Origin of the sequence: Actinophytocola sp. (genome assembly GCF_036002505.1) — a bacterium.
Taxonomy (GTDB): domain Bacteria; phylum Actinomycetota; class Actinomycetes; order Mycobacteriales; family Pseudonocardiaceae; genus DASYTH01.
The window spans coordinates 25,458-37,799 of record NZ_DASYTH010000293.1 but is presented as its reverse complement, the minus strand read 5'-3'; the positions used below and the strand labels follow the sequence as shown (position 1 = coordinate 37,799).

Annotated in this window: 16 protein-coding genes; 4 read left to right on the top strand and 12 right to left on the bottom strand. The window is 69.1% G+C overall.

The genetic code is table 11. The features are described from left to right. The first annotated feature begins 24 nt into the window (after window positions 1–24). Together VGR06_RS25665 and VGR06_RS25660 are read left to right on the top strand one after the other, a co-directional pair. Complete coding sequence (locus VGR06_RS25665; RefSeq protein ID WP_327561684.1) at window positions 25–231, top strand: hypothetical protein; 207 nt, start codon at window positions 25–27, stop codon at window positions 229–231. A gap of 63 nt (window positions 232–294) precedes the next feature. Next, a complete protein-coding gene (locus VGR06_RS25660; RefSeq protein WP_327561683.1) occupies window positions 295–1,140 on the top strand; it encodes a helix-turn-helix transcriptional regulator in 846 nt (281 codons plus the stop codon). 229 nt (window positions 1,141–1,369) lie between these two features. Here the strand turns inward: VGR06_RS25660 and VGR06_RS25655 are convergent, their stop codons facing one another. From VGR06_RS25655 to VGR06_RS25620, 8 genes are all read right to left on the bottom strand, one after another. Continuing rightward, the gene (locus VGR06_RS25655) at window positions 1,370–2,329 is read right to left on the bottom strand and encodes a dienelactone hydrolase family protein (RefSeq protein WP_327561682.1); all 960 of its coding nucleotides are present in this window, start codon (window positions 2,327–2,329) and stop codon (window positions 1,370–1,372) included. A 111-nt stretch (window positions 2,330–2,440) separates the two neighbouring features. Further along, window positions 2,441–3,208 (bottom strand): methyltransferase domain-containing protein, encoded by a 768-nt coding sequence (locus VGR06_RS25650; protein WP_327561681.1) that lies wholly within the window; start codon window positions 3,206–3,208, stop codon window positions 2,441–2,443. A 45-nt stretch (window positions 3,209–3,253) separates the two neighbouring features. Further along, a complete protein-coding gene (locus tag VGR06_RS25645; protein WP_327561680.1) occupies window positions 3,254–3,472 on the bottom strand; it encodes a hypothetical protein in 219 nt (72 codons plus the stop codon). A 2-nt stretch (window positions 3,473–3,474) separates the two neighbouring features. Then, window positions 3,475–4,023, bottom strand: a complete 549-nt coding sequence (locus tag VGR06_RS25640) for a CHRD domain-containing protein (protein WP_327561679.1) — start codon at window positions 4,021–4,023, stop codon at window positions 3,475–3,477. Between the two features lie 343 nt (window positions 4,024–4,366). Continuing rightward, window positions 4,367–4,816 (bottom strand): SRPBCC domain-containing protein, encoded by a 450-nt coding sequence (locus VGR06_RS25635; protein ID WP_327561678.1) that lies wholly within the window; start codon window positions 4,814–4,816, stop codon window positions 4,367–4,369. Further along, the gene (locus VGR06_RS25630) at window positions 4,813–5,595 is read right to left on the bottom strand and encodes an SDR family oxidoreductase (protein ID WP_327561677.1); all 783 of its coding nucleotides are present in this window, start codon (window positions 5,593–5,595) and stop codon (window positions 4,813–4,815) included. The genes VGR06_RS25635 and VGR06_RS25630 overlap by 4 nt, the downstream gene beginning before the upstream one ends. Beyond that, window positions 5,592–6,755, bottom strand: coding sequence for a sulfotransferase (locus VGR06_RS25625; RefSeq protein WP_327561676.1), 1,164 nt, complete (start codon window positions 6,753–6,755; stop codon window positions 5,592–5,594). Before VGR06_RS25625 ends, VGR06_RS25630 begins: the two co-directional genes overlap by 4 nt. Next, the gene (locus VGR06_RS25620; RefSeq protein WP_327561675.1) at window positions 6,752–7,810 is read right to left on the bottom strand and encodes a DUF1214 domain-containing protein; all 1,059 of its coding nucleotides are present in this window, start codon (window positions 7,808–7,810) and stop codon (window positions 6,752–6,754) included. Before VGR06_RS25620 ends, VGR06_RS25625 begins: the two co-directional genes overlap by 4 nt. 102 nt (window positions 7,811–7,912) lie before the next feature. On the opposite strand from VGR06_RS25620, the gene VGR06_RS25615 reads away from it, so the two are divergent. Together VGR06_RS25615 and VGR06_RS25610 are read left to right on the top strand one after the other, a co-directional pair. After that, window positions 7,913–8,101, top strand: a complete 189-nt coding sequence (locus VGR06_RS25615) for a hypothetical protein (RefSeq protein WP_327561674.1) — start codon at window positions 7,913–7,915, stop codon at window positions 8,099–8,101. Then, a complete protein-coding gene (locus VGR06_RS25610) occupies window positions 8,098–8,895 on the top strand; it encodes an HAD-IIB family hydrolase (protein WP_327561673.1) in 798 nt (265 codons plus the stop codon). Before VGR06_RS25615 ends, VGR06_RS25610 begins: the two co-directional genes overlap by 4 nt. 39 nt (window positions 8,896–8,934) lie before the next feature. Here the strand turns inward: VGR06_RS25610 and VGR06_RS25605 are convergent, their stop codons facing one another. The 4 genes from VGR06_RS25605 to VGR06_RS25590 form a co-directional block, all read right to left on the bottom strand. After that, the gene (locus VGR06_RS25605) at window positions 8,935–9,534 is read right to left on the bottom strand and encodes a TetR/AcrR family transcriptional regulator (RefSeq protein ID WP_327561672.1); all 600 of its coding nucleotides are present in this window, start codon (window positions 9,532–9,534) and stop codon (window positions 8,935–8,937) included. Next, window positions 9,527–10,684: an acyl-CoA dehydrogenase family protein gene (locus tag VGR06_RS25600; RefSeq protein WP_327561671.1), complete on the bottom strand. Its 1,158-nt coding sequence runs from the start codon at window positions 10,682–10,684 to the stop codon at window positions 9,527–9,529. The genes VGR06_RS25605 and VGR06_RS25600 overlap by 8 nt, the downstream gene beginning before the upstream one ends. Before the next feature lie 25 nt (window positions 10,685–10,709). After that, window positions 10,710–11,540 carry a peptidoglycan-binding domain-containing protein gene (locus tag VGR06_RS25595; protein ID WP_327561670.1) on the bottom strand — a complete coding sequence of 277 codons (831 nt, stop codon included), beginning with the start codon at window positions 11,538–11,540 and terminating at the stop codon, window positions 10,710–10,712. Between the two features lie 72 nt (window positions 11,541–11,612). Further along, window positions 11,613–12,083 (bottom strand): MarR family winged helix-turn-helix transcriptional regulator, encoded by a 471-nt coding sequence (locus VGR06_RS25590; protein WP_327561669.1) that lies wholly within the window; start codon window positions 12,081–12,083, stop codon window positions 11,613–11,615. Window positions 12,084–12,342: the final 259 nt, after the last annotated feature.

Genomic DNA, 12,342 nt, shown 5'->3' with positions numbered 1-12,342 from the left:
CGGCCCCGCATGGGAGTAGTGCGAATGAACGCTGAGCTCAAGCTGATCCGCCTGTCCGACGACTGCCGGGCGGGTGACTGCCCTGCCGCGTACCTGTCCAACAGGAATACCGTGGTGGTGCAGGGGCCGCTCGTCCATGATGCGGAGGGGCTGCGGCTGGGTGAGGGCGAGCGGGCGGTAGAACTGCCGGTGGAGACCTTGAGGGAGGCCATACGTGCACTCGGCTGGTGATATCTTTTTCTGGGGGCAAGCCCCCAGTCCCCCGGTGGGGCTCAGCCCCCACACCCCCCTCCTTTGAGCGTTGAGCCGGACCGGATCGAGGCGAGCCGGAGGGACCTTGCTACGGCCCTCCGCGAGCTGAGGCTTGCTGCGGGCCTGTCCGGCGAGCGGCTCGCGGTCCGCTGCTCGATGAGCCAGGCCAAGATCAGCCGCATCGAGACCGGCAAGACGCTGCCCACGGTGCTCGACGTCGAGCGTATCCTCAAGGCGCTCGACGTGCCCGCGGATATTGTCACCGAACTGATCAGCCTTGCCCGCCGGGCAAATGTCGACTATGTGTCCTGGCGTTCTATCGCGCGGATCGGACCGCTGCAGAAGCAGGCCGAGCTGCGCGCGCTGGAGCGTTCGGCGACCGTCGTGCGCCATTTCCTGCCGTCCATTCCGCCCGGGCTCCTGCACACCCGGGAATACGCGGCGCGGACGCTGGCGCCGATGGTGCCGAGCGAGCAGGCGATCGACGTGCCCGGGGTGGTCAGGGTCCGGCTGGAGCGGCAGGCCGCGCTGGACGATGCGGATCGCACATTCGCCTTCCTGATGACCGAGCAGGCCGTCCGATGGCGACTGGCCAGCCCGGAGATCATGGTCGCACAGCTGGGACACATGGCCGGCGTGGCCGCCAAGCCCGGGGTGGAGCTGGCGATTGTCCCGCAGTCCGCCGAGGTTGTCGGGCCGCCCCTGAACGGGTTTGTCATCTATGACGACCGGCTGGTCACGGTGGAATTGTTCAGCGGCGAGGTGGTGCTCCGGGACCCGCGGGATGTCGCCTTTCACCTGGAGCTGTTCGACTATTTCCTGCAGCACGCGGCGACCGGCGACGACGCCATTGCGCTGCTCCGCGCGCTCGCCGATGAATTTATGTGACAACGTGAATTGCCCTGGCCGCAGCGCAACCCGGGTTTCTACGGTTTGCGCGTGAAGGTGCGTCCGCCACCAGGAGCCGTTGTCCGGGCCTCAGTCGAGGGGGTCGCGCGCGAGGGTGTCGTGATGCACTACGAGACCCAGTGGCACGGCCACACGGTTCCGGTGCGGTTCGATGACGGAATATGGCGGATGATGCTCCCCTCGGAGCTCGACGTGATCCGATTACCTGCTACCTGATGTACTGCCGGAACCACTGCACCGTGGCGATCCAGGCGGCCTCGGCCTGGGTGGCGTTGTAGCGCGCCCCGGTGTCGTTGTGGAACGCGTGATCAACTCCCGGGTAGACGGTGATCTTGTACGGCTGGCCGCTCTGCTTGAGGGCGCCCTCGATGGCGTCCTTGCCGGCGTTGACCCGGGCGTCCAGCTCGGCGTAGACGGCGTGCACGGCGGCCTTGGTGGTGGCCAGGCCGCCGGCGTTGCCCGGCGCCGGGCCGTAGAACGGCGCGGCCGCCTTGACCGGGACGCCGGCGGCGAGCGTGTTCCACACCATGCCGCCGCCGAAGCAGAACCCGGTGACGCCGAGCTTCTCGCCGGCTCCGGTGCCGGACAGTGCGTCCAGCGCGGCCCGGACGTCGGACACCATGTCGGCGACCGGGCGCTTGGACAGCGCCGCGGCGTACGCGGCCTGGTCGGAGAGCTTGTCGGCGCCGCCGTCGCGGGACAGCAGATCCACCGAGAGCCCGGTGAAGCCGGCCGTTGCCACCCGCCGGACGACATCCTTGATGTGCGGCAGCAGACCGCGGTTCTCGTGGATGACGAGCACGCCGCCGGCGGACACCCCGGTGGGCTTCGCGTGGTAGCTGATCAGCGGGGCACCGTCGGCGCCCTTGACATCCAGCGTGGCCACGGTGATCCGCGGGTCGTTCTCCTTCACGGTCACGCCGTCGGCCACCGGTTGGGCGGGCGGCGTGGCGAAGTCCTGCGCGCTGCTGGTGCTGCGCGAGGTCGGGGCCGGCGGCTGCGAGCCGGGCGACGTGGTACTGCAGCCCATGGCGCTCAGCAGCGCCACGCTGGCCGTGGCGCTGCCGGTGATCAGCGAGATCCGCCGGATCAGCTCACGCCGGGAGATCAACCCGTCGTTGAAGTCCTCGACGTGCTCCTCGACGACGTACCGCTCGAACTCGGTCATGCATCCTCCCGGGGGTCAGGGCAGTCACCTCGCAAGCTCGGTGGCTGCCAGCCCCGCTGCCTCGCAAGCTCGGCCGCGGGGCAGTGTCTGATCGTTCACTCGCAAGCTCGCTCACATACGGCGGCCCCAGGCGGCGATGGTGATCCACGTGTAGTCGACGAAGGATGGGGACTCGTACATCGCGTACGCCTCGTCGAACTCCTCCCGTGTGACCAGACCGGTGTCCAGGGCCGGCGTCTCGATCAGTTTGATGGTGGCGGCCATCCACCGGGCGATGGGGGAGCCACCCTCCGCGGGGAGCACGAGGCCCTCCGCCCCGCAGTCCTCGAGTCCGGCGCCCCGCAGCGGCCGCGGCAGCGTGCGCGCCCAGGTCGGATGGGTGCCGATGGTCTTCGAGAGCACACGTCCGAGCGCCTCCATGGCGTGCCGTACCGCCGGATGGCTGGACATCTCCGGGGCGATGGTGGCGCACTCCACCAGCAGCCACCCGTTCGGTTTGAGCCACGACGCCATCCGCTTGATCGCGTCTTCCCGCTCCGGCAGGTGGTCCAGCACGAAGCGGCAGTGGATGAGGTCGAACTCGCCAGGGGCGGGGTCGGCCGTCACGTCGTGGCGGAGCACCTCGATACCGCGCTCCGCGAGCGGCGCGAGATACGTGGTGCTCAGGTCGGTGGCGACCACGTTCCCGGGTCCGGCGATGTCGCCCAGCCAGCGGGCGATCGAACCGGCCCCGGCGCCGACCTCGAGGCACCGCGACCCCGACTCGACGCCGAGCCGGTCGAGGTTGCGGATGCTGAACGGGTCGAAAACGTGCTCGAGCAGGGTGAGCCGCTCGAGCTCGGTCGTGGCCTTCGTGTCTACAAGGTCATTCCAGCGCACCCGCGCAGCCTACGGACTTCCGTCGATGGCGCGCGAGCATGCGTTTTACATATCAGTACCGGTGCCCGGTTTGGTCGGGGACCTCCGCCGGATACCGACGACGGCGATCACCAGCCCGATCACCGCGATGATCGGGCCGATCACCGCCCACAGCGTCACGCCGGTCATCGCGCTGCCCTTGAGGTACCCGAGGCCCTGCAGGGTGAAGGTGCCACCGAGCAGCAGGAGCACGGCGCCGACCACGACGAGCACGGTGGTTTTCATGATCAGTGGTGGTGGCCGAGCTGGGCGCGGACCTCGCCGCCCGCGAACTGCTGGGTGTGAACGTTCACGTAGGCGAAGCCGGCCTTGATGGCCTTCACGATCTCGGCGAACTCACCGGCCGCGATGCCCTGCGCCGCGGGACCGATGACGTCCACCGGCTTGATCGTGCCGGTGACGGTGGCCGGACCAGCCGCCGGGCAGGCCTGGGTGCCGGCCGGCCCGTTGCCCAGGTTGGTGCACAGGAAGAAGCTGACGCCGCCGGTCTGCGCGGCGCTGCCGAAGTGCACGTGCGCCTGGGTGACCGGTGTCCCGAACTCGGAGTAGCTGAGCCGGTAGGTGATCTCCTCGGTCCGCTCGTTGATCGCGATCCGGAACGTGGCGCTGGACGGGGAGGAGACGGCAACAAGTGTCTCGTTGAATCCGCTGAGCTGGACGAACTGAACGTTACCGCCGAACGAGTCGACCTCGTCCGCCGCGCTGCTCGTCGCGGTGTAGGCCACCGCGGCTCCGACCGCCAGCGCGACTGCCAACAGACGTCGTCGTCTGCTCATGAGTATTGCCTCCTCTAAGGAAGGGGACGGTGCCACTGGTGTTCAACGCCTCCGGTCGGCCTCCGGTTCAGATGGTTCCCACCGATACCCCCTAGGGGAGACCGGCTCCCGTCGGTGTGTTGGCTTCTGACGTTGCCATGTTGGCCGGTGGCGTTGCTGTGTTGGCTGGTGACGTGGCCGTGGTGGCCGGGTGTGCGTCGGGGTCGCGGTCCGCAGTGTCCGGCGTCGTCCTCACCGGCCAACACACCGCCGCCAGAGGCCAACACAACACCGTGGTGCGCCAACACAGCGACGTGAGAGGCCAACACGGTGGCAAGCCGGGCGATCGTAGAACCTGGGGGCGCTACCCCTGCAAAAGCAACTCAGCCCGCGCCTTAAGAGCATGGGCCACCGCGTCAAACCCCTTCTTCACCCAACCCCCGTTGTTCTTGATCACCCACCCCGCATGCTCCCCGCTGAACGTGTCCGAGGTGTGGTAGACACATCGGGCCGGACCACGCTCCTCGATCCACTGATCCCGCACGGCGAAGATTCCGGGAATCGAATCACCGGTGTCGTAACGGAGATGGTGCGGCGGCTTGACCACCCGGATGAACTCCCGGTTGACGAACGTGCCGCCGGAACCGTCCGGTGCAGGAAGGGTGAGGTCGATCGGCGAGTCGATCTCGAGGGTCGTGGCCACCGCCACGGTGTAGGGGTTCCACTGTGGATAGTGCGGGTAGTCGACGAGGATGTCCCAGACGAACTGGGCGGGAGCGCAGATCTCGACGACCACCGAGGAGATCGTGGTCATGATGGCATGAACTCCCCTCCGTTGACGTCCAGGGTGGCGCCGGTGACCTCGGAGGCCAAGGGGGACAGCAGGAACAGGATGGCGCCGGCGCAGGCCTCGTCGGGTGGGATGCGGCCGAGCGGGTTGCGCGCGGCGATCTCGTCGTAGATGGCTTGTTCGGTGGTGTTGCGGGAGTTGGCCGTCAGCTGGAGGTAGTAGCGGACGCCGGGGCCGTCGAGCCAGCCCATGATGGCTTGGTTGACACGGATGTTGTCGGGTCCGAGTTCGAGAGCGAGGTACTGGGAGGTGCAGGACAGGGCGGCCTTGGCCACGGCGTAGCCGCCTTCGCCGGGTTGGGGTCTGCGGGTGGCCAGGGTGCCGACGTTGACGATGGAGCCGTGGCCGGCGGCGCGCATCGGTGGGACGGCAGCGCGGGTCATGGTCAGGGCGCCGTGCAGGATGATGTCGAGCGAGCGGCGGAGCTGCTTGTCCGGTGTGTCAAGGAGATCGTGGAAGCCGGGATGGGAGTAGGCCGAGTTGACGAGACCGGTGACGGTGCCGTAGCGGTCGAGAGCGGTCCGCACGACGCGGGCGACGTCGTCGGGGTTGCGGACGTCGCAGGGCACGCCGACGGCGTCGCCGCCCGCGGCGGCGATCTCCTTGGCGGTTTGGTCCATGACGGAGCTTGAGCGGGCGGCCATGACGACCTTGGCGCCCTCGGCGGCCGCGCGGGTGGCGAGCTTGGCGCCCAGCCCCGGTCCGACCCCGGAGATGATCACGACCTCGCCGGACAGGATCATGCGGGTGCCCCCTCGTAGAAGGCGAAGTCGTCGGCGAGCTGTGCGGCGGACAGCCCGAAGTCCTCCGGCGTGTAGGAATGCGTGCCGTGGCGCTGGGATCGGTTGTGCGACAGGTAGTCCCTGAACGGCTGATCGTCGCCGGCGCCGGCGAAGCCCAGTGCGGTCATGACCCGGTGCGCCTCGGCGACCGGATCTCCCACCAGGTCCTGATAGTTGACGTCGATGAACCGGCCCGGCCGGCGGGCGCGCACCTCGCCGAGCCCGCGCAGGGTGCCGGCGAACCGCTCGCTCCAGTACGGGCCGACGGCCAGCGCGTCGACGTCGTCGCTGTACTGGGAGGTTATCGACACGACCATGGACGCGTAGGACGGCACGGCGTGCACGGCGCTGCGGTGGGTCATGATGATCTTGCAGCCGGGGAAGGTGTCCAGCACGGTGTCGACGGCGAGCAGGTGGTGCGGCGACTTGAGGATCCAGGACCGGCCGGCGCGGGCGGGTTGCTGCCAGCGCAGGACCTGGAGCCACTCGCGGAGCTCCCGGTAGGCCGGGCCGTGGTCGGCGGTGCGCAGCCAGGAGCCGTAGGACGGCACCCGGTAGAACGAGTCGAAGCTCATCGACAGGAAGGATCGGTCGACCAGGATGACGTCCTCCTCCGGGCCGTCCCACTCGATGGTGTGGATGCCGGCGAACTCGGGGGAGAGCTGCAGGAAGAGCTCCGCGCGGTCGCGGGCCCGGCGCTTGCGCTCGGCGGCGTTCGAGCCCTCGTCCGGGAACGGGATCGGGTACGAGGTCTCCCAGGACAGCGTGGACGTCAGGCGGGGGGACGCGGCCAGCAACCGGTGCAGCAGCGTGGATCCGGTCCGGGGGAGTCCGCAGATCTCCGCCGCCACAACGACTTCCACGTCGTGGATCTCCGGATGGGCGCGCTGCAGGGCGCGCAGCCGCAGGCGGTCCATGAGCAGCGCGGTGAGCCGCCGGCGGGTCAGCTCCAGGCCGGCGGGGGTGAGCCGGGCCTCGGTGTTGAGGCTGTTCACCAACTGGCGCAACGGCTCCACGAACCAGTCGTCGCCGAACTCGGCCAGCCCCGAGCGGGTGCGGGCCGCAACCAGCAGGTCGTCGACCAGTAACAATTCATGGCTCGATGGCGTAGCGCCAGTCATGACCGCACCACCTTGCAGTGGGGGATGGGGTGGTGGGTGGCGCCGAGCCAGCGCAGCAGCGCGGTGCCGCTGGTGTGGCCGGCGGTGTCGATCCAGTTGCCCCAGCCGGGGTCCTTGTCCGCCACCACGATCGTCACCCGGCCGGCGTCGACCACGGCGGTGCGCTTGTTGACGGTGATGCGGTGTGTGTGGTCAAGGGACTCCATCCACCAGTTGTCGAGCTGGAAGTTCCAATAAGGACAGTCGGGCACCTCGGTCTCGATCACCCACGCCTCGCCGGGCTGGAGCGTCCAGTACCCGTGCAGGTAGAAGATCTCCGGGTCGCCGCCGGCCCGCTGGAACATCTCCTGGCCGAAGTCGGGAAGCTCGTTGGGGTGGCTCATGAACAGCTCGGTCCAGTGGGCGAACGTGGCCGCGGTGCCGTGCACGGCGAGGGCCGCCCGTTGCAGGGCCTTGGCCAGGAATGCGGGATCGAGCGGGCCGGGCACCTCCGGGCCCTCGCTGATCCGCTCGATGTGCCACTCACCGGGCACCTCCGTCGAACGGTCCAAATAGGACTGCCGGATGACGATGCCGGTGGAGTCCGGGGCCAGCGGGAGCCAGTTGCCTTCGTGTGGTGTGGCGCTGGCGATGATGGTGATCGTGCCGTCCGAGTTGGCGGCGAGTTGGTTGTTTGACAGCTCGCCGGTGGAGGCCATGGTGCCGTCCTTGGCGTAGCGGTTGGCTTTCGAGCCGATGCTGAAGTAGGCGATCGTGCCGCGCCGGCCGGTGATCCGGTAGGTGCGGTCGCCGCGGATGGTGGCGGAGAGGTAGACGTTGTCCGGGTTGTCGGCGCCGATCTTGACCAGATCCAGGGCGCGCAGCCGGGGGAAGTCCGGGTCGGCGTTCTCCACGGTCGAGTAGAGCATCTCGCGGACCAGCCGGGTCAGGTAGCGGAACCCCTCGGCCCGGTCGAGCGGCGTCGCCGGGGCGGTCTCCCGCAACACGACCTTCCCGGCCCGCTCCAGGGCCTGGCAGAAGTCGGTCCAGACCTGCCCGGTGAGGACATCGTCCACGGCGCCTCCTCGGCTCAACTAGAACACGTTCTACCAGAGTGCGCAGTTCCGGACAACGTTCAAAAATGGGCTGGTCACCGGCTCGCCCTATGCTCAGCAGCCATGACGGAGAGGGAAATCGAGGGCGACGAGCGGGCTGCGGCGTCGGGCGAGATGGACACCGGGCGGGTGTTCGCGCTGTCCATCCCGGTCGCGCTCATCCCGGGCACCGGTCCGGCGCTGGCGAAATACCTCTGGCTACTGCTCGTTCCCGCGCGGTTGGCGTTCCGGTGGTTGGATCGGCGGTCATGAGCTGGGGTTCACCACCACAACTGATCGCGCTGGACATCGACGGAACGATCATGAACGGGTTCCGGACGATGACCGACCGGGCGGCGGCGGCCGTGCGGAACGCCGTGGCCGCGGGGGCGCACGTGGTGCTGGCGACCGGGCGGCCGGTGGTCAGCACGCTGCCGGTGCTCGAGCAGCTCGGGCTGACCACGGGGAACGTGCTGTGCTCGAACGGCGCGGTGCGGATGGATGTCGCCAGCGGCGAGTTCCTTGCCGTGCACCGGTTCGACGCCGCGCCGATGGTGCACCGGCTGGTCGAGCTGCTGCCCGGCGTGCTGTTCGCGACCGAGCGGCCCGGCCTGGAGAACCACGTCACCGGGCCGTTTCCGCTGGCCGAGGTGGCGGCGGACCTGATGGTCGACCACGTCACCCTGGTCGCCGAGCCGATCAGCCGGCTGACCGTGTACTGGCCGGAGCGGACCGCCGACGAGCTGATCGCCCGGCTGCTCTCGGAGCGGTTCGCCGGCACGGCGTGCACGTTCGACCAGGGGGCGCCGTACCTGATCGCGGTGCGCGACGGCGTGTCCAAGGGCTCCGCGCTCGAGGACCTGCGGGTCGAGCTGGGCATCCCCGCGGACGCGACCTTGGCCGTTGGGGACGGCGGGAACGACATCGAGATGCTGCGGTGGGCGGCGCACGGGGTGGCGATGGGGCACGCGCCGGATGAGGTCAAGGCCGCGGCCGGCGAGGTGACCGGCACGGTGCACGAGGACGGGCTTGCCACGGTGCTGGAGCGGTGGTTCGGAGAGCGATGAAGGGGGCCTTTCTCGCGCTGGGCGTGAGAAAGGCCCCCTTCATCGCACCCCCAAGCCGTTCCGGATAAGGGACTGGGCGGTTTCCACCACCGTGGTGAGTGAGCCGCGGCGCGGGTTCCACCACTCGACGGCCCAGTTCAGCGCGCCGAGGATGAGCATGCGGGCCGCGCGGAGGTCGAGGTCGGACCGGATGGCGCCGGCCTTGGCGGCGTCGGCGATGAGGGTGCGCCACAGGTCGCCGTAGCGGTTGGCCTCGGCGAGTTGGCGGGTCTGGATGTGCTCGGGGAGCTGGCCGGCATTGCGGATGGCGGCCCGGGTGTAGTCGGAGATCTCCAGCTCGTGCCGCAGGTGCGCCTCGACGGCCGCGTCGATCCGGTCCAGCGGCGGGGTTTCCGGCGGCAACGCGTCGAGGACGGAGCGGACGTGGGTGCGCATCCGGGACACCCCGGCCCACATCACCTCCTCGATCACGTCCTCCCGGGACGGGAAGTAGTAGTAGATGGCCGGTGCCTGGACGGCCGCGTGCCGGGCGATGTCGGACAGGCGCGTGCCGGAGTAGCCGCGCACGCTCAACACGTGCGCGGCGGCGTCCAGGATCCGCTGCCGGGTGCGCTCGGACTTCGTCGCGGCGTCAGGCATCCAGCCCGCCCCGGGCGACGAGCTGCGCGGTGATCACGTTGCGCTGGATCTCGTTGGTGCCCTCGCCGACGATCATCAGCGGCGCGTCCCGGAAGTAGCGCTCCACGTCGAATTCGGTGGAGTAGCCGTACGCGCCGTGGATCCGCACGGCGTTCAGGGCGATCTCCATGGCCACCTCGGAGGCGAACAGCTTCGCCATGCCCGCCTCCAGGTCGCTGCGGGCCCCGGTGTCCAGCCGCTCGGCCGCGTGCAGCACGAGCTGGCGCGCGGCGGTCAGCTTCGTGGCCATGTCGGCGAGGTAGTTGCCGATCGACTGGTGCCGCCAGATGGGCTTGCCGAAGGTCTCCCGCTCCTGGGCGTACCGGAACGCGTCCTCGAACGCCGCCCGGCCGACGCCGACCGCCCGCGCGGCGACCTGGATGCGCCCGATCTCCAGTCCGGACAGCATCTGCGCGAGGCCGCGGCCCGCGTTGCCGCCGAGCAATGCCTCCGCGGGGGCGCGGTAGCCGTCGAAAACCAGCTCGCAACTCTCGACGCCCTTGTAGCCCAGCTTGGGGAGGTCCTTGGACACGGTCAGCCCTGGGCCGTGCTCGACCAGTAGGAGGCTCATCCCGGTGTGCGGCGGCGATGCCGCCGGGTCGGTCTTACAGAGCAACGCAATGACCTTTGACCGGCGGGCGTTGGTGATCCACGCCTTGGCGCCGTCGATCACATAGGCGTCGCCGTCGCGGCGCGCCACCGTGGTCATCGCCTGCAGGTCGGAGCCGCCACCGGGCTCGGTCAGCGCCATCGCGGCCCGGACCTCGCCGGTGGCCATCCGCGGCAGGTACCGCTGCCGCTGCTCCTCGGTGCCGAACGCGATGAGCAGCCGGGACACCACGGTGTGCCCGCCCATCGCGCCGGCCAGCGTCATCCAGCCGCGCGCCAGCTCCTCGGTGACCAGCGCGAAGCACGGGGTCGAGACCGGAGAACCGCCGTAGGACTCGGGAATCGCCAGCCCGAACACGCCGAGCCGTTTCATCTGCTCGATGAGTGCCTCGGGGTAGGTGTTCGCGTGCTCGAGCTCTCGGGCAACCGGTCGGACCTCGCGGTCGACGAACTCCCGGACTGTGCGGACCACCGCCTGTTCCTCGTCGCTGAGCCGGCTCATGGCTCCTTAATCTAGGTTAAGGACGCTATCCGGTCTGGGTCATGTCGAGGCCGGGCAGGGGAAGGCGCACCGTGATCTCCTCGGCGGACCCGATCGACCAGTTGCCGGAATGCTCCTGGCTGACCTTGCCGCCCGCGGAGATCACCTCGAACTCCACGCCCACCTCGACCTCCTCGCCGTGCACCCAGCCGTAGCCCTCCGCCTCGTTCCGGCTGACCTGCTTGGTGTGGCTCTGCTGCTGCACCGCGAAGTCCAGGTTCAGGTCGCCGCCGATCTTGAACGAGATCGCGCCCTCGAGTTGCGTGACCAACCCCTGCACGGCGGTCACGTACAGCGTCAGGTTGCCCTCGGTGGGAATCCACACCTGGCTCAGGATCAGCGAGCCGTCGTCGAGCTGGGCCTCCTCGTCGGACTCCTCGCCCTGGGGGCTGACAAACCGCACATAGCCGATGCCGTTGTGCAACTCGCCCTTGAAGTCGCGGATGACGAACCGGACGTTGGCGCACTTCCAGCCCTTGTGCGCGACCTCCTCGCCGATGTCGAGCTTGTGCCCGTGGTGGCCGGCCTTCTCGTCGCCGGCGATCTGGCCCACCGTCTCGTCGACCTGTTCCATGGTCACCGCGTTGCGGTAGAGCGCTTCCCACGTCTCGTGGTTGACGACGCCGGTCACCGGCATCGGCACCCACGCCTGGAACGCGCGCACCGCCTTCTCCGTGGTGGCGCCGAAGTCGCTGTCCACCGTCACCGGCCAGCGGTGCATGCTGGTGTCGGCGGTGGCCAGCAGCTGCTGCAGGTACTTCACCCAATCGCCGGAGCTGCCGTGGCGTAGCTCCGGGGCGTGTTCGATATCAGACATGGCACGACGGTAAGGCCGGGTTTTTCGCGGGCGTACGGGCTCATGGGGCGACCGAAGGGGCGAATCGCCGGGTCAGCTGGCCATCCCGTCGATCCGGTCGGTGATCCGGGTGCCGATGTCGATGAGCTGCTCGACCTGGTCCTCGCTGAGCGCGTCGACGACCAGCGACCGCACGATGTGCACGTGGCCCGGTGCGCTGGCGCTGAGCTTGGCGAACCCGTCCTCGGTGAGCGTGGCGTTGATGTAGCGGCCGTCCTCCGGGCACGGCGAGCGGCGTACCCAGTCCCGCTTCTCCAGCCGCTTGACCACGTGTGACAGGCGGGAGAGCGAGCCGTTGCAGAGCGCGGCGAGGTCGCTCATCCGCAGCGTGCGCGCGGGCGCCTCGGAGAGCCCGGCCAGCACGAGGTACTCGAAGTGGCTGAGCCGGGCGTCGCGCTGCAGTTGCGCGTCGAGGGCCGGGGGCAGCCGGAGCAGAACGGCGGCGAGAGCCCGCCACGCTCGCTGCTCCACCGGGGACAGCCATCGCGGTTCGCTCGACGTCATGGTGATCAGTGTACTAGATCACTTGAAGCTTCAACTATCCGGCCCGGACGGCGGCCTAATCATCGGGTTAATCGCCTTGCCAGACATGTTCTATTCGGGACCAAAGACATCGGTCCCGGCCGGTAGGCGGGCCCTCACCAGGAGCAAGGTATCGGTTTCGGGATACGAATCGCGGACCCGGACCGATACAGGCGCAGAAGGCTCGGCCCCGGCGTGGGCCCGAGTGATCAATACGGTCGGGGTGGGAGGACGGCTCAGC

What these genes read in the sequence shown, in the direction of transcription:
- VGR06_RS25665 (WP_327561684.1), top strand. Translation starts at nt 25, where the DNA reads ATGAACGCTGAGCTCAAGCTGATCCGCCTGTCCGACGACTGCCGGGCG.
- VGR06_RS25655 (WP_327561682.1), bottom strand. Translation starts at nt 2,329, where the DNA reads ATGACCGAGTTCGAGCGGTACGTCGTCGAGGAGCACGTCGAGGACTTC.
- VGR06_RS25645 (WP_327561680.1), bottom strand. Translation starts at nt 3,472, where the DNA reads ATGAAAACCACCGTGCTCGTCGTGGTCGGCGCCGTGCTCCTGCTGCTC.
- VGR06_RS25640 (WP_327561679.1), bottom strand. Translation starts at nt 4,023, where the DNA reads ATGAGCAGACGACGACGTCTGTTGGCAGTCGCGCTGGCGGTCGGAGCC.
- VGR06_RS25635 (WP_327561678.1), bottom strand. Translation starts at nt 4,816, where the DNA reads ATGACCACGATCTCCTCGGTGGTCGTCGAGATCTGCGCTCCCGCCCAG.
- VGR06_RS25630 (WP_327561677.1), bottom strand. Translation starts at nt 5,595, where the DNA reads ATGATCCTGTCCGGCGAGGTCGTGATCATCTCCGGGGTCGGACCGGGG.
- VGR06_RS25625 (WP_327561676.1), bottom strand. Translation starts at nt 6,755, where the DNA reads ATGACTGGCGCTACGCCATCGAGCCATGAATTGTTACTGGTCGACGAC.
- VGR06_RS25615 (WP_327561674.1), top strand. Translation starts at nt 7,913, where the DNA reads ATGACGGAGAGGGAAATCGAGGGCGACGAGCGGGCTGCGGCGTCGGGC.
- VGR06_RS25610 (WP_327561673.1), top strand. Translation starts at nt 8,098, where the DNA reads ATGAGCTGGGGTTCACCACCACAACTGATCGCGCTGGACATCGACGGA.
- VGR06_RS25605 (WP_327561672.1), bottom strand. Translation starts at nt 9,534, where the DNA reads ATGCCTGACGCCGCGACGAAGTCCGAGCGCACCCGGCAGCGGATCCTG.
- VGR06_RS25600 (WP_327561671.1), bottom strand. Translation starts at nt 10,684, where the DNA reads ATGAGCCGGCTCAGCGACGAGGAACAGGCGGTGGTCCGCACAGTCCGG.
- VGR06_RS25595 (WP_327561670.1), bottom strand. Translation starts at nt 11,540, where the DNA reads ATGTCTGATATCGAACACGCCCCGGAGCTACGCCACGGCAGCTCCGGC.
- VGR06_RS25590 (WP_327561669.1), bottom strand. Translation starts at nt 12,083, where the DNA reads ATGACGTCGAGCGAACCGCGATGGCTGTCCCCGGTGGAGCAGCGAGCG.